The 21,004-nt window shown below is 71.8% G+C and carries 23 protein-coding genes; 17 read left to right on the plus strand and 6 right to left on the minus strand.

Annotated elements, in window-relative coordinates; all coding sequences use genetic code 11:
- Nucleotides 1–22 precede the first annotated feature (22 nt).
- The 5 genes from VGW35_12695 to VGW35_12715 all read left to right on the plus strand — a co-directional run bounded on the left by VGW35_12695 (nt 23) and on the right by VGW35_12715 (nt 6,352).
- Complete coding sequence (locus tag VGW35_12695) at nt 23–1,045, plus strand: hypothetical protein (GenBank protein ID HEV8308513.1); 1,023 nt, start codon at nt 23–25, stop codon at nt 1,043–1,045.
- Between the two features lie 53 nt (nt 1,046–1,098).
- The gene (locus VGW35_12700) at nt 1,099–3,138 is read left to right on the plus strand and encodes an FAD-dependent oxidoreductase (GenBank protein HEV8308514.1); all 2,040 of its coding nucleotides are present in this window, start codon (nt 1,099–1,101) and stop codon (nt 3,136–3,138) included.
- Between the two features lie 6 nt (nt 3,139–3,144).
- Nucleotides 3,145–4,308, plus strand: coding sequence for an FAD-binding oxidoreductase (locus tag VGW35_12705; GenBank protein ID HEV8308515.1), 1,164 nt, complete (start codon nt 3,145–3,147; stop codon nt 4,306–4,308).
- 482 nt (nt 4,309–4,790) lie between these two features.
- Nucleotides 4,791–5,552: an aspartate/glutamate racemase family protein gene (locus VGW35_12710; GenBank protein HEV8308516.1), complete on the plus strand. Its 762-nt coding sequence runs from the start codon at nt 4,791–4,793 to the stop codon at nt 5,550–5,552.
- A 5-nt stretch (nt 5,553–5,557) separates the two neighbouring features.
- Nucleotides 5,558–6,352, plus strand: coding sequence for a thioesterase family protein (locus VGW35_12715; protein ID HEV8308517.1), 795 nt, complete (start codon nt 5,558–5,560; stop codon nt 6,350–6,352).
- A gap of 64 nt (nt 6,353–6,416) precedes the next feature.
- Here VGW35_12715 and VGW35_12720 read toward each other — a convergent pair whose 3' ends face one another.
- From VGW35_12720 to VGW35_12740, 5 genes are all read right to left on the minus strand, one after another.
- Nucleotides 6,417–7,034 (minus strand): AAA family ATPase, encoded by a 618-nt coding sequence (locus VGW35_12720; GenBank protein HEV8308518.1) that lies wholly within the window; start codon nt 7,032–7,034, stop codon nt 6,417–6,419.
- Nucleotides 7,035–7,045: 11 nt separating this feature from the next.
- Nucleotides 7,046–7,462 carry a hypothetical protein gene (locus VGW35_12725; protein ID HEV8308519.1) on the minus strand — a complete coding sequence of 139 codons (417 nt, stop codon included), beginning with the start codon at nt 7,460–7,462 and terminating at the stop codon, nt 7,046–7,048.
- A 108-nt stretch (nt 7,463–7,570) separates the two neighbouring features.
- The gene (locus VGW35_12730; protein ID HEV8308520.1) at nt 7,571–8,980 is read right to left on the minus strand and encodes an amidase; all 1,410 of its coding nucleotides are present in this window, start codon (nt 8,978–8,980) and stop codon (nt 7,571–7,573) included.
- On the minus strand, nt 8,967–9,140 hold the full coding sequence (locus tag VGW35_12735) for a hypothetical protein (GenBank protein HEV8308521.1): 174 nt from the start codon (nt 9,138–9,140) through the stop codon (nt 8,967–8,969). Before VGW35_12735 ends, VGW35_12730 begins: the two co-directional genes overlap by 14 nt.
- Nucleotides 9,127–9,798 (minus strand): CBS domain-containing protein, encoded by a 672-nt coding sequence (locus VGW35_12740; protein ID HEV8308522.1) that lies wholly within the window; start codon nt 9,796–9,798, stop codon nt 9,127–9,129. The genes VGW35_12735 and VGW35_12740 overlap by 14 nt, the downstream gene beginning before the upstream one ends.
- Before the next feature lie 415 nt (nt 9,799–10,213).
- On the opposite strand from VGW35_12740, the gene VGW35_12745 reads away from it, so the two are divergent.
- The 12 genes from VGW35_12745 (at nt 10,214) to VGW35_12800 (ending at nt 20,736) form a co-directional block, all read left to right on the plus strand.
- Complete coding sequence (locus tag VGW35_12745; protein HEV8308523.1) at nt 10,214–10,372, plus strand: hypothetical protein; 159 nt, start codon at nt 10,214–10,216, stop codon at nt 10,370–10,372.
- A gap of 188 nt (nt 10,373–10,560) precedes the next feature.
- On the plus strand, nt 10,561–11,583 hold the full coding sequence (gene hemE / locus VGW35_12750) for a uroporphyrinogen decarboxylase (protein HEV8308524.1): 1,023 nt from the start codon (nt 10,561–10,563) through the stop codon (nt 11,581–11,583).
- Nucleotides 11,584–11,592: 9 nt separating this feature from the next.
- Nucleotides 11,593–12,549, plus strand: coding sequence for a ferrochelatase (gene hemH, locus VGW35_12755; protein HEV8308525.1), 957 nt, complete (start codon nt 11,593–11,595; stop codon nt 12,547–12,549).
- A gap of 33 nt (nt 12,550–12,582) precedes the next feature.
- Nucleotides 12,583–13,350 carry an MmpS family transport accessory protein gene (locus VGW35_12760; protein HEV8308526.1) on the plus strand — a complete coding sequence of 256 codons (768 nt, stop codon included), beginning with the start codon at nt 12,583–12,585 and terminating at the stop codon, nt 13,348–13,350.
- Nucleotides 13,351–13,567: 217 nt separating this feature from the next.
- Entirely contained in the window at nt 13,568–14,779 is a 1,212-nt protein-coding gene (locus VGW35_12765) for a branched-chain amino acid ABC transporter substrate-binding protein (GenBank protein HEV8308527.1), read from the plus strand.
- Nucleotides 14,780–14,833: 54 nt separating this feature from the next.
- Nucleotides 14,834–15,763: a branched-chain amino acid ABC transporter permease gene (locus tag VGW35_12770; protein ID HEV8308528.1), complete on the plus strand. Its 930-nt coding sequence runs from the start codon at nt 14,834–14,836 to the stop codon at nt 15,761–15,763.
- 7 nt (nt 15,764–15,770) lie between these two features.
- Entirely contained in the window at nt 15,771–17,798 is a 2,028-nt protein-coding gene (locus VGW35_12775; GenBank protein ID HEV8308529.1) for a branched-chain amino acid ABC transporter ATP-binding protein/permease, read from the plus strand.
- Nucleotides 17,798–18,535 (plus strand): ABC transporter ATP-binding protein, encoded by a 738-nt coding sequence (locus VGW35_12780; protein HEV8308530.1) that lies wholly within the window; start codon nt 17,798–17,800, stop codon nt 18,533–18,535. The genes VGW35_12775 and VGW35_12780 overlap by 1 nt, the downstream gene beginning before the upstream one ends.
- A 16-nt stretch (nt 18,536–18,551) precedes the next feature.
- Complete coding sequence (locus VGW35_12785; GenBank protein HEV8308531.1) at nt 18,552–19,538, plus strand: D-cysteine desulfhydrase family protein; 987 nt, start codon at nt 18,552–18,554, stop codon at nt 19,536–19,538.
- A gap of 32 nt (nt 19,539–19,570) precedes the next feature.
- Nucleotides 19,571–19,789, plus strand: a complete 219-nt coding sequence (locus VGW35_12790; GenBank protein ID HEV8308532.1) for a hypothetical protein — start codon at nt 19,571–19,573, stop codon at nt 19,787–19,789.
- 265 nt (nt 19,790–20,054) lie between these two features.
- Nucleotides 20,055–20,342, plus strand: a complete 288-nt coding sequence (locus tag VGW35_12795) for a ribbon-helix-helix domain-containing protein (protein HEV8308533.1) — start codon at nt 20,055–20,057, stop codon at nt 20,340–20,342.
- On the plus strand, nt 20,278–20,736 hold the full coding sequence (locus VGW35_12800) for a PIN domain-containing protein (GenBank protein HEV8308534.1): 459 nt from the start codon (nt 20,278–20,280) through the stop codon (nt 20,734–20,736). The genes VGW35_12795 and VGW35_12800 overlap by 65 nt, the downstream gene beginning before the upstream one ends.
- A gap of 3 nt (nt 20,737–20,739) precedes the next feature.
- Here VGW35_12800 and VGW35_12805 read toward each other — a convergent pair.
- Nucleotides 20,740–21,004: carbohydrate ABC transporter permease (locus tag VGW35_12805; GenBank protein HEV8308535.1), on the minus strand; the 265-nt coding region annotated here is incomplete at its 5' end.

The following is a 21,004-nucleotide window of genomic DNA, read 5'->3' on the forward strand; positions in this document are numbered from 1 at the left end:
CGGGCTACAATGAGGCCACATCGTGATCGGGGCGAGCGAGCATTCCCGAGAGCCTGACGCCGAGGTCTCCGGCGCCGGGCCTCGTCCGTGGACCGGGACGGGGCCAGCCGAGGAACCTCTCGGCGTCCCCACGACGACGCCCGAGCGGGAGTTCGCGGCGCGGGTGCCCCCGGTCCCGCCTCCACCGCCTCCACCCCTGCCGGCGACGCACCGCGTGGTGTTCATCGACGTCGAGAACACGGCCCGGACCGAGCACATGGCGCGCGTCATCGAGCACCTGGGGCTCGTCCGGATCGGTCCGGACATTCAGCTGGTCGCGGTCGGGAACTGGCGCGTCATCGGACAGGAGACGGCGCGGCTCCTGGCGTCGCGAGGCGCCCAGCTCGTCCACAGCGCCCCCTCCGTCGGCGTCCGCGACTGGACCGACCTCCGCATCGCGGTCAGCGCCGGGGTGTGGCTCGCCGGCGCCCGTGCCGGCGACACCCTGGAGATCGTCTCCGACGATCGCGCCTTCGACGCCGTGGGCGATGTGGCCGCCGCGCTCGGCATCGGCTTCCGCCGCCTCTCCTATCGGATCCTCGTCGGGACCCGGGCCAAGCCCACCCCCGAACCGGCGGCGCGCGGAGAAGCGGCGCGCGGGGACCGGTCGCGGCGCCCGCGCCGGCCCCCGCGCGCCCGGGAAGCCGCGCCAGCTCCGGAGGCGGCGTCGCCGACCGCCCACACCGCGCCGCACGACGAGCTCGTGGACATCGTGCGCGAGCTCGCCGAGGCCGCCCCGGGCCGGTCCGTGCTCATCGACACGCTCGCCCGCACGCTGAAGGCGCGTGGATACGGCCGGACGCCGGGCTCCCCGCGCCTGATCACCCGGCTCCGCCGGATCAAGGAGGTCTCGGTCAGTCCGGACGGCATGGTGACGCTGGTCGAGCCTGGAGAGAAGCCGGGGCCGGAGGCCGCGGTGGCGGCCTCGGCGGGGCGCCGCCGTCGGCGCGCTCCCTGGCGGGGCCGCCGCCGGCCCAGCCGATCCCCGGCCAGCACGGGAGGATGAGGAGCCCCGGCGCCGCCCCGGGGCGTGCGTCAAGGCGTTGCGGGCCGCCGGGAATGGTGAGCGGCGCCGGCGGTGTGGGCGAGCGCCTCGATCCGGTGGCGCGACAGCCCCCCGTCGTCTATGCTGGCGGGGCCATGGGAGACACGCCCTTCGCCCGCCTGTTCAGCCCGGTCAAGCTCGGCCACCTCACCGCCCGGAACCGGATCGTCAGCACGCCGCACGGGGCGGCTTTCGGCGAGAAGGGGGGCATCACCGACCGCTACGTCCGCTACCACGAGGAGAAAGCGAAGGGTGGCTGCGGCGTCGTGATGATGTTCGGCTCCTCGAGCGTCCACCCCACCTCGGTGAACGACTGGGGCGAGGTGAACAACTGGGACGACGGCGTCATCCCCCAGTTCCAGACGATGAGCGAGGCGATCCATCGCCACGGCGCCCTCTGCCTCTCCCAGATCTCGCACCGCGGCCGGCGTGGCCACTCGTGGTACTCCGGAGTGCCGCTCTGGGCCCCCTCCGACACCCGCGAGGAGCGGCACCGCGAGTGGCCCCACGTCATGACCCGGCGGGAGATCCGGGAGGTGATCGACGCCTGGGCGGCCGCGGCCGTGCGGCTCAAGCGGGGCGGCTTCGACGGCTGTGACCTGCCGTTCTACGGGGGGCATCTCGTCGAGAACTTCCTCTCGCCCCTCTCCAACACCCGGACCGACGAGTACGGGGGCACGTTCGACAACCGACTGCGCCTGGCGCTGGAGGTCGTCCGAGCCGTCCGGGAGGCGGTCGGGCGGGACTTCGTCGTGGGCATCCGCCACACCGGAGACCAGCTCGTCCCCGGCGGCCTCACGCGCGAGGACCAGCTGGAGGTCGCGCGGCGCATCGACGCGCTCGGCATGGTCGACTACTTCATGGTGAGCGGCTCCAGCACGGAGACGCTCCGCTACGAAGCGATGGTCACGCCCTCGCTCTATCACCCGCGAGGCCTCTACAACGAGCTGGCCGCCGGCACGCGCCGGGTGGTCCGCGTTCCCGTCATCGTCTCGGGTCGCATCATCACGCCCGAGCAGGCCGAGGCGGCCCTCGCCAGCGGGATCTGCGACCTGGTCGGCATGGCGCGGTCGCTGATCGCCGATCCCGAGCTGCCGCGAAAGGCGGCGGAGGGGCGGCTCGACGACATTCGGATGTGCGTCGGAGCCAGCGAGGGGTGCATCGGCCGTCTGCGCCAGGGCAAGGCGATCACCTGCGTCCAGAACCCGATGATCGGTCGCGAGGCGGAGCTCGCCGAGATCCGCCCGGCGGCTCGCGCCAAGCGGGTCGTGGTGGTCGGCGGGGGCGTGGGCGGCCTGGAGGCGGCTCGGGTCGCGGCGCTCCGGGGTCACCGGGTCCTCCTGTTCGAGGCGACGTCGGCGCTGGGCGGTCAGGTCCTGGCCGCGGCGGGCGCTCCGAAGCGCGAGGATTACGCGGGGATCGCCGCCTGGCTCGCCCGGCAGGTCGAGAAGCTCGGCGTCGAGGTCCGGCTGGGGACATCGGCCACCGCGGCGGGCGTGCTGGCCGAGGCGCCGGACGCGGTGATCGTGGCCACCGGGGCCACCCCGCGGGTGCCCGACATCCCGGGGGCCCACCTGGCCCACGTCGTCTCGCCGGTGGACGTCCTGCTCGGTCGGGTCACGCCCGGCCGACGCTCCGTCGTCGTGGACGAAGACGGCCACTTCGCCGGACCGACGACCGCGGACTTCCTGGCCAGCCGCGGGGGTCAGGTCACGATCGTCTGCCGCTACTTCATGGTCGGCGAGGACATCGACGAGGGTCTGCGCGCCGACCTCTATGCCCGCCTCTACGGCCAGGGCGTGACGCTGCTCCCGCTGACCGTGGCCGTGGAGATCCTCCCCGAGGCGGTCCGGGTCCGGCACACCTTCTCGGCTGCCGAGACGGAGCTGGAGGCCCAGACGGTGGTCCTCGCGTTCGGCGGCAAGGCCGACGATGCGCTCTTCCACGAGCTGGCCGGGCAGGTGCCCGAGCTGCGGCTCGTCGGCGATGCCTACTCGCCCCGCCGGATCCACGACGCGATCCTGGACGGCACCCGGGCGGCCCGGGCCATCTGAGACGTCGTGACGGCGCCGTCGACCGCCAGCGTCGTCGTCATCGGGGGCGGTGTGGTCGGCTGCAGCATCGCCTACCACCTCGCCCGGCGCGGCCTGCGCGACGTGGTCGTGCTGGAGCGAGAGACGGTGGGGTCGGGGACGACCAGCAAGGCGGCCGGCGGCGTCCGCGCCCAGTTCCCGACCGAGACCGAGATCCGCTTCTCGCTGGAGAGCCGGCGCGTCTTCGAGACGTTCAAGGACGAGTTCGGCGTCGATCCGAGCTACAAGCAGATCGGCTACCTCTTCCTGGTCGCCGACGAGGCCGACCTGGCGGGATTCCGCGACCGCATCGCGCTCCAGCGGCGGTTCGGCGTCGACGTGCGGCTCATCACGCCCCGGGAAGCCCGGGAGATCGTCCCGGCCCTGTACGTGGACGACCTGGTCGCCGCCGTCTGGGGCCCCGAGGACGGCTTCGCCGGCCCGGCCGAGGTGACGAGCGGCTTCGCGCGGCGCGCGCGGGAGCTGGGGGCGCGCATCGAGGAAGGCGTCGAGGTGACCGGGATCGCCGTGGAGGACGGACGGGTCCGGGCGGTGCGGACCACGCAGGGCACGATCGCCACCCCGGTCGCCATCAACGCCGCCGGCCCGGCCGCCGCGCGAATCGGCCGCCTCGTCGGGCTCGCGCTGCCGGTCCATCCGCGCCGGCGGCACATCTTCTTCACCGAGCCCTTCCCCGACATTCCCGGGCCGGTGCCGCTCACGACCGATCGGGCGAGCGGGTTCTACTTCCGCAAGGAGCTGGAGGCTCTTCTCCTCAGCCCTGGCGACGTGCAGGACATCGGCGAGGACCAGGCGGCCCCGGTCGACTGGAGCATGGTCGAGGAGGCGGTCTCGAAGGCCATCCACCGGCTCCCCATCCTCGACCGGGCCCGCATCGCGGGCGGCTGGGCCGGCCTCCGCCCCCTCAGCCCGGACGACCACGCGATCATCGGGTGGGCGCCCGGCGTGGAGGGGTTCTTCCTGGCGGTCGGCTTCGGCGGCCACGGATTCCAGCATTCCCCCGCGACCGGACGGCTCGTGGCCGAGTGGCTCACCGACGGGCGGCCGTCGATGGATCTCGCCCTCTTCGACCCGGCGCGCTTCGAGACCGGCCGGGCCGTCGCCCACGACCGCGGCCCGGACGCCGAGTAGCCCCGCGCCCTACGTGCCGAGAGAGTTTTGGAGCAGATCGCCGCGTCGCACAACCCGCTCGATCTGCAGCCCGGCGGCGTCGACCCCTTCCCGGATGTATCGGTCGGCCACGCGGAGGTTCCCGGGATCGCGAGTGAAGAAATCCAGATCATCCGAGAGGCGATGCCGGAGGTAGAACGCCGAGAGCGCCGTCCCGCCGGACAGGTAGAAGGGATGATCCGGGTCGCGGAAGAAGGCGCGAAGGAACCTGTCCTGGACAGGACTCAGAACGCTAATCGGGTCGACTCCGATGCCGAGCCCACGCCTCCCACTTGTCGCGAGTTCGCCGATCGAGGTGTTCGAGCTTCGGCAAGGCGTCCAGGATCTCCTCCGGACTCAGGAGCTCGCTCACCCGGTCGGGCGGTGCATCCTCGAGACAAAGCGGATTCCGGGTTCAAAATCAAGGGCGTCTTGGCTAGAATCGCGGGTGAGGAGGCGCGCGCATGCGGATCGTGGTCATCAACCCGAACACCACCGCCAGCATGACGCGGAAGATCGGCGAGGCGGCCCGCGCGGTCGCCGCGCCCGGGACCGAGATCGTCACCGGCAACCCGGCCGGCGGCCCGGTCTCGATCGAGGGGCACTACGACGAAGCGGTGAGCGCGGTCGGCGTCCTGGAGGAGGTGCTCCGAGGGGAGGCCGAGGGCGCGGACGGCTACGTGATCGCGTGCTTCGGCGACCCGGGGCTCCTCGCCGCCCGCGAGGCGGCGCGGGGACCGGTCCTGGGGATCGCCGAGGCGGCCATGCATGCCGCGAGCTTCGTCGCCACCGGCTTCTCGATCGTCACCACGCTCGCCCGCACCCGGGTGATGGCCCAGCACCTGGTCGAGAGCTACGGGATGACGCGCTTCTGCCGGGCGATCCGGGCCATCGACCTCGCCGTGCTCGACCTCGAGCGGGAAGGCTCGGAGGCGCGGGCCCTCGTCCTGGAGGAATGCAAGCGGGCCGCCGCCGAGGATGGGGCCGGCGCCATCGTCCTCGGCTGCGCCGGCATGGCCGACCTGGCCGCCGAGGTCCAGGCCGCCGTCGGCGTCCCGGTGATCGACGGGGTCGCCGCCGCCGTCAAGTTCGTCGAGGCCCTGGTGGGTCTCGGCCTCGGGACCAGCAAGGTCGGCGACCTGGCGCCCCCGCTCCCCAAGCCTTACACCGGCGCCTTCCAGCACCTGGCCCCGCCCGCAGCGCCACGGCCGCGGCGGCCCCGGTAGCGGCGATGGGTGCCGCGGGCATGTTCGTGGCGGATGGGGGCGGGTTCCAGCCCACCGAGTGGGCGGTCGGGCCGTGGTCGGCTGACCTCTTGCAGGGCAGCGCGTTCGGCGGCGTGCTCGTGCGCGCGCTCGAGCGCAGCGAGGCGGCGGCCGGCATGATGCCGGCGCGGCTGTCGTTCGATCTCTGGCGTCCGGTCACGCGCGAGCGGCTGATGACGAGCGTGAGCCTGCTGCGCGACGGCCGCAAGGCGCGCACGGCCGAGGCGTCCCTGTCTCAGGGTGGCAAGCCCGTCGCGCGCTGCACCGCCGTCTTCCTGAAGCCCGATGCCGGCTTCACGCCGGCGCCGGTGGAGCGCGCGGCCCCGCCCCTCGGGCCCGAAGGGGGCCGGCCAATCCCGCCGTCGGTCAAGGCGTGGAGCCCGTTCTTCACCGGCGTCGACACGCGCGTGGTGGAGGGCGATCTGCTGAAGCCGGGCCCGGCCGCGTGCTGGTTCCGTCTGGAGCGCCCGCTCCTCGAGGGTGAGGAAAACTCGCCCCTGGTCCACGCCGTGTCGGCCGCGGATCTGGCCAGCGGCATCTCGGCCGTCGTCGATCTCCGGAAGGTCACCTTCGTGAACGCCGACCTGACGGTGGTCCTCTGGCGCCTGCCGCGCCCACCGTGGATCCTGCTGAGCGCCGAGACGAAGGTCGGCGACCAGGGCACGGGCGTCGCCCGCGGCACGCTGGCCGACCTCGACGGCGGGTTCGGCGCCTGCGAGCAGACGCTCCTCTTCGAGCGCCGCGAACGGCCATCTCCTTGACCGCCTCGTCCGTCGCCTCGGCCAACGGCCGGCCCTCGATGGTTGTCGCGCTCTTCGATCTGGCCTAAAGGCCGGGAAGGCCGCGAGTCCACGGAGGAAGAGGCGGATGTCGACTGACCAGCCGTCCTCGTTCGTAGACGGCGATGATCCGGTAGGGCTCGTCGTAGGAGCTGTTGTCGAAGACGAACGCCTCGTCGACGAGCGGAATCGCTGCCCCTAGGTTCGCCAGCGTTCGTGGAAAGCGGGCGTGCAGCTTCGCGTCCGGTACATCGTGGCCGCCGTGTTGGACTCGCTGCTTCACGCGCGCGACGGAGACCAGCGGGCTGTCGAGGCCGATGAAAATCAGGAAGACGATGAAGCCACCGGCCCGGGCGCTTTCGAGAAATCCCCGCTTGGCGCCCACCGGGTCGGAGAAGACCGTCTCGGTGCAGAAGGGCAGACGCGCTTCCACGAAGGCCGCTCGGAGTCGCTCGGCCTCGGCGAAAGCCCGGCGTTCGATATCGTCGGGCGGCGCGCTCGGATCGGCGCTCCGCAGAGCGTGGGCCACGCGGTCCGCGTTGACGAATGGGAGCCCGAGATCGTCGAGGTACTCCTCGAAGAAGGTCGTCTTCCCGGAGCCGTTGGGCCCCGCGAGGAAGATCAGGATGGGTTCGGCCTGCAGGGCCGCGCGCAGGGAACCCAACGGCTCGGGGATCACTTGCGCCGAGTGGACTTCCCTCCAGCGGGCATGAATCGACGGCGCTTCAGGTAACCCCGAGTCCGGGTGCCGTCGGGGTGGACCTCCACGATCCTCCCGGGATGCCCCGGATCTGTCGCATAGAGTGGCGTCCCGGCGGCGCGGATCCGCGCCTTGATGCTCTCGCGGTCTCCGTCTTCGACCAGCCGCGCCAGCAGGCGATGCACCTCGTCGCGTCGGGCGAACGTCGGAATCGGCAGGGCTTGGCCGGCTCGCTTGAGGGCCAGCACGTCGCGATAGGCCACCATCACCTCAATAGCCCGGCCGAGCGTGGCCCAGTGCTCGATCTGAGCGGTGGCCGAGCGGTGCGCGCTCTGCGCCTCCGCCTTCGCCAGAGCCAGGAGCCTATCCGAGACTTTGACGGGCGACGGCATCACCCTGCCTCCTGGGTAGCAGTCTGCTACCAGAGTAGTAGTTTACTACCGCCCACGGGCCAGGCAAAGCGTGAACGTCCGCTCCTCCGAGTCCCATGGGAGTCGATCTCAGCCGAGGGGAGGACGGCGCCGCCACCAGCCGGCGGCCTGCTCGTAGGCGTGGCCGACGCGAAGGACCGTCGCCTCGGCGAATGGCCGGCCGACGATCTGGAGCCCGAGCGGCAGGCCCGCCGCCGAGAAGCCGCAGGGGAGGCTGAGAACCGGCACGCCCAGACCGTTCCACGGCCGCGTGAGCCGCGAGAAGCGACCCATCCGGGCGACGACATCCGCCGTCGTCCCGGCCTTGGCGGCCTCGAGGGTCGGGGCGGGCTCCGGGATCGTCGGCGCCACCAACACGTCGACCGTGGCGAGCACGTCCCGGACGAACGCCCGGGTCAGGCGGGCCCGGAGGCGGGTGGCCTGCAGGTATTCGTAGGCGCTCAGCTGGAAGCCCACATCGAGCCGCGCCCGCACGGCCGGCTGGAGCGCGTGCGGCTGCTCGCGGACGAGCCGCGCGTGGACGGCGGCGCTCTCGCACCGGGCGATGATGTTGCAGACGTCCGACATGATCTGCGGGTCGGGCAGGGGCTGCTCGACGACGCGCGCGCCGAGGTGACCCAGCGTCCCGATGGCCGCGCGTGCGGCGGCCGTCACCTCGGGATCGAGCCCGACCCAGTAGTAGTTCTCCGGCACCCCGACCCGTAGGCCTGTGATCGGGCCATCGAGCTGGGTCACGTAGTCGGGGACGGGCCGGTGGCTCGTCGTGGCGTCGGCCGGGTCGTGGCCCCCGATGACGGCGAGCAGGAGCGCGGCGTCCCGCACCGTCCGCGCCATGGGGCCGACGTGGTCCAGGGACCACGACAGTGGCATCACGCCGGCCCGGCTGACGCGCCCGTAGGTCGGCTTGAGCCCGACGATGCCGCAGCAGGCGGCCGGCAGGCGGATCGATCCGCCGGTATCGGTCCCGAGGGCGCCGACCACGAGGCCCGCCGCCACCGCGGCCCCGGAGCCACTCGAGGAGCCGCCCGCGCAGTGGCCGAGCCGCCACGGGTTCTGCACGTCTCCGTGGTGGGCGTTGTCCCCGAACGGGCCCAGGGCGAGCTCGGTCATGTTGAGCTTGCCGAGCGTGATCGCGCCCGCCTGGGTCAGGCGAGCGACGGCCGTGGCGTCCTGCTCGGCGATGAAGTACTCGGCCGTCTTCGTTCCGCACGAGGTGGGGAGCCCGCGGATGAAGCAGAGGTCCTTGTAGGCCAGGGGGACCCCGTGGAGGGGGCCGCGGAGTCGGCCGGCCGCGGCCTCGCCCTCCCGCACCCGGGCCAGCTCGAGCGCCCCCTCGGCGTCGACGGTGATGAAGGCGCGGAGGGTCCGGTCGTGGCGCTCGATGCGGGCCAGACACGCCTCGGTCGCCTCGACGGGCGAGACCTGTCCGGCGCGGATGGCGTCGGCCAGCGCGCCGAGGGTCCACTCAGTCACGGTCACGGTCGGATCGCGGCGCGGGGTCCGTGGCTTCGGGCGGCGCGGCTTCCAGTGCCGCGGCGAACCGCGCGGGCTCCTCGGCGAGGGCCAGATCCGCCGCGGCCCGCTCGATCACGGCGACCAGGTTCGCCAGCTCGAGCCGGCGGGCGTCAGCTTCGGTCATCGGCCCGCCCGGCCGGCTCGGCCGCGCTCGCGATCGGGCTGCCGTCGCTGCTCGACAGGATCGTGAGCCCGGCCGCGCGCAGGACGTCGAGGACCCGGGCCATCTCGCGCGTCTCGATCCGGAGCCTCACCCGCTCCGGACGCACCCCGCGACCGTGCGGCTCGATGGTGGCTCCGACCAGCCGCGCCACCTCCATCCCGAGCGAGCGGATGGCGTGGTGGGCCAGGGCCATCGCCTCCGGTCGATGGCCGATCACCACCTCGGTGTGGCGGCCCCCCACCTGGTGCCGCATGAGGGTTACCATCGCCGCGACGGCGTCGGTCTGGGTCAGGATTCCGACCAGCTTCCCGTCTTCGATGACCGGCAGGCAGCCGATGCGGCGATCGAAGAGGAGGCGCGCGGCCTTGTCGATCGCGGTGCGGGGGCTGACCACCACGACGGGCCGGCTCATGAGGGTGGAGACGGCGACGCCCGGATCGACGCCGCGGAGATCGCGGTCGGTGACCACGCCCACGACCCGGTCGCCCTCCATGACCGGCAGGTGGCGGATACGCTCGCGACGGAGGAGCCCTACCGCCTCCGCCACCGTCGTCGCCGGGGTCACGGTGTGGACGGGGCTCGACATCCAGGCCGCCACCGGAACGCTCAGGGCGCTCATGGCCTCAGGCTGCTAAGCATGCCCCTCGCGCGGTGGCAGTGCAAGTCGGCGATGCCCTCACCGTCGGAAGCCGGCCGGAGATGTCGAGACGCCGACGTCGGCAGCCACCTGCAGCCCATCCCTTAGGTGGGACCCGCGGCTGCCTGGACGCGCAGTTAGGAGGGGGCTTCCATTGCCGGTACGCTTCTTGTAGCATCTGGGCGAGTGTTCAAAGGCCGGGACCCCTGGGGTCCCGCGGCGGGTCGCCGCAGGAGCCGGTCGGGCGCCCTGGGACATCGGTCCTTCGGGCGACCCCGGGGCTGAGGAGGGAGCCGGAATGGTGCTGCCGGTCGATTCGAGTCGTCTGTGCCCTGACTGCGATATCCTCACGGAATCCTTGATCTGTCCCGTGTGCGGTCGCGACCGGACCTTTCCGGTGGCTGCGTGGTTGAGCTCGCTCAAGGCGGCCCGGCCGCCAGCCGTGGCCCATGCCGCGGTGCGAGCGCGCCGCGAGGTCATGCGCGGGCGCCTGGGTGAGCGCCACGTCCCGGCCCGCGCGGGCCGGCTGGCCGCGCCCTACGAGGACGCCTCCTGAGCCTCCTCATCCCGCCCGCTGGCGCACGCTGACCCGCTCCCGGCCGGGCCCCCGGGTCTCACGCCTCCCGCGACCTCGCCTCCCGCGACCTCGGCTCGACTCTTCCCGGGGGAGTCGATAGGCTCGTCGCGGCTCTGCGGGTCCCGCCTGCCGCCCACGACCTCGCTCGTCCCGGGGAGGACCCGACCGTGAACCCGTTTCTCGCCGCCTGCCGGAGGCGCCCGACCGGCTTCACGCCGGTGTGGCTCATGCGCCAGGCCGGCCGCTACCTCCCCGAGTACCGCGCCATCCGGGAACGCCTCGGCTTCCTCGAGCTCTGCAAGACCCCCGAGGTCGCCGCCGAGGTGACTCTGCTGCCCGTCGAGCGCCTCGGCGTGGACGCGGCGATCCTGTTCGCCGACATCCTCCTGGTCGTCGAACCGCTGGACGTCGGCCTCGAATTCGCGCAGGGCGAGGGGCCGGTGATCCACCGGCCGGTCCGCTCGGGTGCCGACGTGGCGCGCCTCCGCGAGTCCGACCCGCTCGAGACCGTGCCGTTCGTGTTCGAGACCGTGCGGCGCGCCCGGCGGGCGCTGGCCGACCGGGTTCCGCTCATCGGCTTCGCGGGTGCCCCATTCACCGTGGCCTCGTACCTGGTCGAAGGCGGCGCCTCGCGGGATTACCTGTGGACGAAGCGACTCATGTACACGGACGCCGGCGCCTGGCATGGGCTGCTCGGCCTCCTGGCCCGAACCATCGCCGGCTACCTGAACGGCCAGATCGCCGCGGGCGTCCAGGCCGTCCAGCTCTTCGACTCGTGGGTGGGATGCCTCTCTCCGGACGACTACCGTGAGTTCATCCTTCCCCATACGCGGAGCGTGATCGAGGCCCTCACCCCCGGCGTCCCGGTCATCCACTTCGGGACCGGCACCGCGGGCCTCCTCGAGGCCTTCCGGGCGGCGGGCGGCGACGTCCTCGGCCTCGACTGGCGCGTGGACCTGGGGGCGGCCTGGGCGCGGGTCGGGCACGACGTCGCGGTGCAGGGAAACCTCGACCCTGCCGCCCTCCTGGGGCCGCCGGCCGAGATCCGTCGGCGCGTCCAGGCCATTCTGGCCCGGGCGGGAGGACGACCCGGGCACGTCTTCAACCTGGGGCACGGCGTGCTGCCCGAGACGCCGGTCGAGCACGTCCTCGCGCTGGTCGACGCGGTCCACGAGCTGTCGGCGCGGTAGATGGGGACGATGCCCCGGCCGATCGGCGCCGTGCTGCTGATCGCGTTCGGCGGGCCCGAGAAGCCCGAGGACATCCGCCCGTTTCTCCGGAACGTGACGCGTGGCCGCCCCATCCCGGCGGCTCGCCTCGAGGAGGTCGCCCATCACTACGAGCGGATCGGGGGGCGTTCCCCCTTCAACGAGCTCACCTTCCGCCAGGCCGAGGCGCTGCGGGCGCGGCTCCGAGCGGATGGACTCGGCCTGCCGGTCTACGTGGGCATGCGGAACTGGACGCCCTATCTCCACGAGACGCTCGCCGCCATGGGCGCGGAGGGCGTCCAGCAGGCGCTCGGCGTGATCCTCTCGGCGCATCAGACCGAGGCGTCCTGGGATCGCTACCAGGCGAACGTGGCCGAGGCGCGCGCCCGGGTGAGCGCCGGGGCCCCGGTGGTGGAGTACGCGCCGCCCTGGTTCGACCGGCCGGGCTTCATCGAGGCCATGGCGGATCGGGTCCGCGAGGCGCTCGAGGGGATCCCGGCGGCGGCCCGGGCGGACGCCCCGGTCGTCTTCACGGCGCACAGCGTCCCGGTGGGGATGGCGGACGGCTCGCCGTACGTCGGGCAGATCACCGCGTCGTCGCGCCTCGTCGCCGAGCGCCTCGGGGCGGCCGGCCCCATCCGGTGGTCGGTCGCCTACCAGAGCCGGAGCGGACGGCCCGATGAGCCCTGGCTCGAGCCGGACGTGGGAAGCGAGATCCGGCGCCTGGCCGCCGCCGGCGTCTGTCACGTCGTGGTGGCGCCGATCGGCTTCGTGTGCGACCACGTCGAGGTGCTCTACGATCTCGATGTGGAGGCCCGGGCGACCGCGGCCGCGTGTGGCGTCGGCTTCCGCCGGGCAGCCACCGTCGGCGACCATCCCGCGTTCATCGGGATGCTGGCCGGCGTCGTGCGCGAGACGGTCTCCGGCACCGGGCCCACCCGCCCTTGACAGCTTCTCCGACTGACCGGTAGAGTCCCCACCATGAGAGCGAGGCGAGCCCGAATTCTCGCGCTGGTACTGCTCGCCGCCACCGTCGCGGCGGTCTTCGCCCAGTCCGGACCTCCGGTGGCCCGAGCGTTCGCGGCACCGATGGACCGGGTCTTCGCCGTGGCCGAGTCGGCCCTGAAGAGCCTCGGCTGGACGATCGACGAGAAAGACGGCAAGGCCGGCTGGATCCGGACGGACTCCCGCGGGGTCGACTTCAAGGACTTCGGCGTGTACGGCCAGGGGACCCGCCACAAGCTCCGGCTCACGTTCACGGCGGCCGGAGAGGGCCAGACGGCGGTCGCCGTGGAGCGGGAGCTCTACAAGGAAGAGCGCATCCTCTGGATGACGGACCGGAAGCCCCTCCAGGCGAGCGACCGCGCCGTGGAGCTGGCCGTCCTCGACGAGATCGGCCGTCTCGTCCCCGCCGTGGCGGCGGCGCCCGGCCCGGCCATCCAGGCGCCCCCGGCCGCCGGACCGGAGCGGAGTTACCGGGTGACCTATCGCGTGAAGGGCTCGGCCGGCTCGGCCCGGCTCATCTACCGGAACGCCCAGGGCGGCACCGAGGAGGCGACCGTCCGGCTCCCGTGGGAGGCGTCCTTCGAGGCCAAGAGCGGGAGCCCGCTCTACGTTTCCGCCCTGAATCAGGGCGCGGCCGGCACCGTGTCGTGCGAGATCCTGCTCGAGGAGGAGAGCCGCGCGACATCCACCTCGACGGGCGCCGGCGCGCTGGCCGAGTGCCGGAACACCGCCGAGCGGCGGTAGCCCGCGCATCCGCCGGGCCGCCTTCTCCCGGGGCTCTCGGAGGGATGTCGAGGCCCGCTCCCCCGACCTTGATTTTGCCCTGCGGTCCGCCCAGAATAGCGGCACCGCGCACCCGGTACAGGAGGAGGTGATCGGGGACCCCCTCGGGGCATCGCCATCACGGATTCGCCGCGTGAACCCTAACTCCAAAGCATTCCACTCTCCCGGAGGTCAGACCATGAGGCTTCGCACGATCGTTCCCACTCTCGCCCTGCTGCTGGCGGCGGGGCTGCTCCTGGCCCTGCCCGGCGGCGGGGTCGCTCAGACGAAGACGGTCAAGATCGGGATGTCGCTCCCCATCACCGGGGCCGACGCCGATTCGGCCGATGCCATCCGGAAGGGCGCCGAGATGGCCATCGAGGAGATCAACCAGAAGGGCGGCGCCGGGGGCTACAAGTTCGAGGCGGTCGTCTACGACAGCGCCACGCCGGCGGCCGGGCAGTACGATCCCGCCCAGGCCGCCACCAACTACAAGAAGTTCGTCGCCGACAACGCGGTCATCGCGGCCGTCGGCCCGATAATGAGCGGCGAAGGCAAGGCCATCTCGCCGATCCTGAGCGAGGCCGACATGGCCACCGTCACCTCCAGCTCGACCAATCCGGACATCACCGACCCGAAGTTCAAGGACCAGTATCGGCCCAAGGGCAAGGCGGTCTACTTCCGCACCGTCACCACCGATGCCTACCAGGGCCCCAACATGGCCAACCACGCCTACCACAAGCTGAACGTCCGGAAGGTCTACGTCCTGGACGACAGCGGCGCCTTCGGGGTGGGCATCGCCGACTCCTTCTCGCGGCGCGCCAAAGAGCTGGGGATGACCATCCTCGGCCGTGACCAGCTCAACCCGAAGGAGGCCGACTACAAGACGATCCTGACCAAGATCAAGGGGATGAGCCCCGACGCCGTCTACTACGGCGGCGTCCAGCAGGCCGGGGTGAAGCTGGCCCGCCAGGCCTACGAGGTCATGCCCAAGGTCCACAAGCTCGGGTCCGACGGCTTGTACGACCTGGCTTTCCCGGAGCAGGCCGGCAAGGAAGCGGCTGAAGGGTGGTGGGCCTCGAACGCGTCGCCCGACATGCTCGACGATCCCAAGGCCAAGGAGTGGATCAACAAGTTCAAGTCGAAGTTCAAGCGTGATCCGACCAACTACGCGATCACGTCCTACAACGCCGTCCTGGCGATCGCCGACTCCGTCGAGCGGATCGCCAAGAGCGGCAAGCCCGTCACCAAGACGGCCGTCCGCGAGGCCCTGGAGAAGACCGACCTGAAGAATACCCTGCAGGGGCCGATCAGCTTCGACGAGAACGGCGACATCAAGACGAAGATCGTCGCCCTCTATCAGGTGAAGGACGGCAAGTTCAAGTACGTCGGGGTCGCCCCCGAGAAGTAACGACAGGGTCTGGCGCCGGGCGGGCGGCGCAGGCCGCCCGCCCCGGCCCCCCGCATGAGCGCCTTCGACGTCCTCCTCCAGCAGCTCGTCAACGGGCTCGCCCTGGGGCTCATGTACGCCTTGCTGGCCCTGGGGTTCACGATGGTCTACGGCATCATCGAGCTGATCAACTTCGCCCACTTCTCGGTCTTCATGGCCGGGACCTTCATCGGGCTCTTGACGCTCAACCTCTTGGGCTTCACGGGCTCGTCGCAAGCGCTGAGCGGCTTCCCGCTACTGGGGACGCTCCTGCTCGTCTTCGCCGTGACGATGCTGGCGACCGGGCTCCTCGGCGTGGCGATCGAGCGGATCTGCCTCCGCCCGATGCGTGGCCTCTCCGGCACCGCGCCCATGATCACCACCATCGGCGTGTCCTTCATCCTGGTCAACATCGTCCTCCTCGCCCTCGGGCCGCAGACTCGGCCCTTCCCCGCCATCATTCCGGACTGGCGGTGGCCGATCGGCCAGGCCGAGGTGACGCTCCGGCAGGTACTGCTGGGCGTGGCCGGCCTCGCGCTGATGCTGGCCCTGAACTACCTTGTCCAGCGCACGGCGCTCGGCAAGGCGATGCGCGCCACTGCCCAGGACGCCGACGCCGCCCAGATGATGGGCGTGGACGTGGACCGGATCATCGTGCTGACCTTCTTCCTGGGCTCCGCGTTGGCCGGGGCGGGGAGCCTCTTCTTCGGCTTCTACTACGGTTTCACCGGCTTCTACATCGGCTACACCACCGGGCTGCGGGCCTTCACCTCGGCGGTGCTGGGCGGTATCGGCAACATCCCGGGAGCGGTCCTCGGCGCCCTGATCATCGGCCTGGTCCAGTCGCTCGGCGGCCAGCTGCTCGGGGTGCGGTGGACCGACGTCGTCATCTTCTCGATCCTGATCGCCGTGCTCGTCTTCCGGCCCGCCGGGCTCTTCGGCGTGCAGACCCCGCAGAAAGCGTGAGGGCCTGATGCGGGCCGGCGGGTGGGCGGCGTGGTGGGCGGGCACCGCGGCGGGAGCCCGCTGGGAGACGCTGCCGCTCACCCGCCGGCGCCAGATCTGGGCGGTGGTGCTGCTGGCGGTCGGGATCGCCGTCCCGCTGGTGGACCCGAACGCCGCCAACGCGGACGCCTGGGCCAACGCGTTCGTGTACGTGCTGCTGGCGCTCGGCCTGAACATCGTGGTCGGCTTCGCGGGCCTCCTCGACCTCGGCTACGCGGCGTTCTTCGCCATCGGCGCCTACGCCTACGCGGTCTCGGCCTCGTATCAGCTCAAGCCGACCTGGTCCGATGCCTGGCTCCCGCTCTACTGGCTCGGCCAGGTGAGCCGCATCCCGGCCTCGGCCGGTGGGCCCGACGCGGTCCAGCTCCACTTCTCCTTCTGGCCCATGCTGGCCATCGGCGCGCTCATCTGCGCGCTCTTCGGGGTCCTCTTCGGCGCCCCCACCCTGCGGCTCCGGGGGGACTACCTGGCCATCGTCACGCTCGGCTTCGGGGAGATCGTCCCGGTGGTGGCCCGGAACTGGGAATGGCTCACCAACGGCGCCCAGGGGCTGGGAGGCATCCGGACGCCGAGGCTGTTCGGCTGGAACTTCGGATTCTCGCCGATGCCCTATTACTTCCTGGGGCTCGCCCTGGTCGCGCTGGCGGTCTTCATCTCGTTCCGCCTCCAGGAGTCGCGGGTCGGCCGCGCCTGGATGGCGATCCGCGAGGACGAGCTGGCGGCCGGCGCCATGGGGGTGAACCACGTCCACTACAAGCTCCTGGCCTTCGGGATGGGAGCGGCGGTCGGCGGGCTCGGCGGCGTCTTCTACGTGGCCAAGCTCACGACGGCGACGCCCGACATGTTCCAGTTCCCGGTCTCGGTGATGGTCCTGGTCATGGTGGTGCTCGGCGGCATGGGATCGATCCGGGGCGTGGTGCTGTCCGCCTTGATCATCTCGTTCCTCCAGTCGGTGATCCTCCAGGAGCTGACGTTTTACGTGAACGCGCTCGGCCGCCTCGTCGGGAGCGCCTACCTCCAGAAGATCCAGCTCATCGAGGCGCTCGAGCTGATCTTCGGGATCATCCTGGTCCTCATGATGCTCTTCCGCCGGGAGGGCCTCTTTCCGGCGGTCCGGCGCGTCGCCGCGCTCACCCACGAGCAGCAGGCCGCGCTGCCGTCGCGGGGCGCCACCGTGCGGCTCTCCTGGGGCGAGGCCTCCGCGGGAACGGCGCCGCCGCGGGCGCTGCTCGAGATCGACGGGCTCACCAAGCGGTTCGGGGGCGTGGCCGCCGCCGACCGGATCGACCTCACCGTGGCCCGTCGCGAGCTCCTGAGCGTCATCGGCCCCAACGGCTCGGGAAAGACCACCCTCTTCAACCTCATCACGGGCCTGATCCCGCGCGACGGGGGGACGGTGCGGCTCGAGGGCGCCGTCATCAGCGGCCTCCCCTCCCACGAGATCGTGACCCGCGGGGTGGCGCGGACGTTCCAGAACATCCGCCTCTTCGGCAACCTGACGGTGCTGGAGAACGTGCTGGTCGCCCAGCACGCCCGGCTCCAGGCGGGGGCGACCGGCGCCGTCTTCCGGCCGCCACGGGTCCGCGCCGAGGAGCGCCAGGCCGTGGAGAACGGGCTGGAGGTCCTGGGGCTCTTCGGCAACCGGCTCCTGCCACGGCTCGACCATCCCGCCTACGGGCTCTCGTACGCCAACCGGCGACGGCTCGAGATCGCCCGGGCGCTGGCAACACGGCCCAGGCTCCTGCTCCTGGACGAGCCGACCGCCGGCATGAACCCGGCCGAAACGCTCGAGCTGATGGATCTGATCCGCGCCCTCCGGGAGCTCGAGATCACAGTCATCCTCATCGAGCACAAGCTGGACGTCGTGATGGACATCTCGGACCGCATCGCGGTGCTCGACCACGGGGTCAAGATCGCCGACGGGCGGCCGGCTCAGGTCCGCAACGACGACAAGGTGATCGAGGCGTACCTGGGGCGGCGCCGGCGGGCGGCCTGATGGGCACGGACGGGCGGCCGCTGCTCGAGTTCGCCGAGGTCCATACCTACTACGGCCCGCTCCACGTCCTCAAGGGGGTCTCCTACGAGATCCGCGAGGGCGAGATCGTCTCCCTCCTCGGCGGGAACGCGTCCGGCAAGTCGACGACCCTCAAGACCGTCCTCGGCCTCGTGCGGCCCCGGCAGGGGACGGTGGTCTACCGCGGCGAGCCGATCCACACCCTGCGGACGAGCGAGATCGTGCGCCGCGGGATCGCGCCCGTCCCCGAGGGGCGCCGCGTCTTTCCGAAGATGACCGTCCTCGAGAACCTCGAGATGGGCCGCTATACGCGCCGGCACGAGCCCGGATTCGACGCCGAGCTCGAGCGCGTCTACGGGCTCTTCCCGGTCCTCCGGGAGCGACGCAGCCAGCTGGCCGGCACCCTGTCCGGCGGCGAGCAGCAGATGCTCGCGATCGGCCGGGCCCTGATGGCCAATCCGACGCTCCTCTGCATGGACGAGCCCTCGATGGGACTCTCGCCCGGCTACGTGGAGCAGGTCTTCGACATCATCAAGACGATCAACCAGCAGGGGACGACGATCTTCCTGGTCGAGCAGAACGTGAACATGGCCCTGTCCATCGCCCATCGCGGCTACGTCCTCCAGATGGGCGAGGTCGTGCTCGCCGGCACCGCTCAGGAGCTCGCCGAGAACCCCTTGATCAAGAAGGCCTACCTGGGGACGGCCGTCGAGGCGTGAACCGCATCCTGCCGCCGTGACGCGCCTGCCGCCCCGTGAGCCGCTCGGCTTCTTCCCGACGCCCCTTCATCCGCTCGCCCGGCTCACCGCGCACCTCGGCGGACCCCGGCTCTTCATCAAGCGCGACGACCTGACTGGCTTCGCGCTGGGCGGGAACAAGGTCCGCAAGCTCGAGTTCTTCCTCGGCGAGGCCCGCGCCGGCGGCGCCGACGTCCTCCTCACCGCCGGGGGCCATCAGTCGAATCACGCCCGGATCACCGCCGCCGCCGCGGCCCGCGCCGGCTTCGACTGCATCCTCGTCCTGTCGGGGGGCCGTCCGGCGGTCCTCACCGGCAACCTCGCCCTCGATCGGCTCTTCGGCGCCGAGGTCCGGTTCGTCGGCGCCGGCGCCGAGCGGATGCCGGCGCTCCAGGCGCTGGCCGCGGAGCTACGGCGGGCCGGACGCCGCCCGCTCCTCATTCCCATCGGGGGCTCGACGCCGCTGGGGGCGCTCGGGTACGTCGAGGCCGCCCGCGAGGCGGCGGTCCAGCTCGGGGCGCTCGGCGTCAGGCCGGCGGCCCTCGTGCACTCGTCGTCGTCCGGCGGGACCCAGGCCGGCCTCGTCGTCGGCTGCCGGGCGGCGGGCCTCCCGGCGCGCGTGATCGGGGTGAGCGCCGATGAGACCCGGGCCGACCTCACACGCATGGTCGCCGACATCGTGGGACCACTCGCCGAGACGGTGGCGGCGCCGGTACCGCCCACGGAAGCGATCGAGGTGCTGGACGACTACGTGGGCGAGGGCTACGGCCTCCCGACCCCCGCCTCCGAGGAGGCCACCCGGCTCTTCGCCCGCCTCGAGGGAATCCCGCTCGATCCGACCTACGGCGCCAAGGCGGCGGCCGGCCTCATCGACCTCTGCCGCCGGGGCGCCTTCCGCGAGGCCGACGCCGTCTGCTTCTGGCACACGGGCGGGGCGACGTGGCACCGTCCGGAGAGCTTCCTCGCCCTCGAGGGAGAGGGCTAGCGCGAGGGTGCCGAGCGCGTGTGAGCGGGACGGTGAGGGGGCCGAGTCAGGATGCCGAGCCCGAGCGGGCCCGGGTGGGCCTCTGCTGGGACTGCCGGTGGGCGCGCCGCGTCACCAGCGGACGGGGCTCGGTGTTCTTCCTCTGCCGGCGTGCCGAGACCGATCCCGCCTACCCGAAGTATCCGGGCCTGCCCCGGCTCCGCTGCACGGGCCACGAGCCCGGGCCGCCCGAGGAGGGCACCGCGGGCTGAGGCAGCGCCTTGTGCACGAACTCGATGAGCTTCTCGGTCGCGCGCTTGGCGGCCGACGAGCCCTGATTCCTGACCTCGACCTGGCCCCGCCTTGCGGTAGAGCGTGACGAAGCTGATGTCATGAGCCATGGGTTGGTCGTCCAGGGAGTCCGGCATGCACCTCTCGGCCCCGGGGGCGAGCATACACCACGTGTTCGGGCACGAGGCCGGGAGCGGCTCATGAGATGCTTGACAGATGCCTCATGAGATATGTACAGTTATCGTCATGATGCGCCCGCTTCAGGTCTATCTCGACGAGCACGACCTCGAGCGGCTCGACGCCTGGGCGCGCGAGCGCGGGTGGACCAAGTCCCAGGCTGTCCGCGTGGCCATTCGAGCCCTCACCCGCCGGCCGGCCGAGGACCCGCTGCTCGACCTGAGCGGCGATCTCGACGGGCTTCCCGGGGATCTCAGCGAGAACTTCGACCGTTACGTCAACGAGACGTTCGTTGCGGAACCGTCCGCTCCGTACCGCCCGCGGCGCCGGCGAAGCCGGTCGGCTGTTCGTCGATAGCGGCGCCTGGATCGCGCTGCGGAGCCGGCGCGACCAGCACCACACCGAGGCGGACCGGCTGTTCCGCGAGGCACTCCGGCGGCGCCTGCGTCTCATCACCACCAACCTCGTCCTCGCCGAGGTTCACCGCCTGACGCTGTTCCGAGTCGGTTCCCAGGCCGCCTCGCGGGCCCTGGATCGCATCGACGCGAGTCCGAGCATGACGGTTCACTTCGCCGGTTCCGAGGACCACGCGGCCGCGCGGGGCTGGCTCGAGCGTCTGGCGCCTCGCCCGGTAACCTATACCGACGCCGTCGGCTTCGCGGTGATGGAATCGACCGGATGCACCCGGGTCCTCGGCTTCGACCGGGACTTCGAGGTCGCCGGGTTCGAGCTCTGGCGTCCCCGTGTCTGACGGTCAGCCTTTCAGGCCGGTCAGGGCGATCCCCCGGATCATGAACTTCTGGGAGACCGCGTAGGCCAGGAGCATGGGTCCGGTGGCGATGACGGTCGCCGCCATCAGCGGGCCGTAGTTGATGCTCCCGTAGGGGTCCTTGAAGAGCGCGATCCCCACCGGGAGGGTCCGGAGATCCTGGGAGTTGATGATGATGACCGGCCACAGGAAGTCGTTCCACGACCCGAGGAAGAGGATCATGGCCACGGTGGCGAGGGTCGTCTTGAGG

This window comes from Candidatus Methylomirabilota bacterium (assembly GCA_036005065.1).
In the GTDB taxonomy this organism is placed as follows: Bacteria; Methylomirabilota; Methylomirabilia; order Rokubacteriales; family DASRDR01; genus DASYQW01.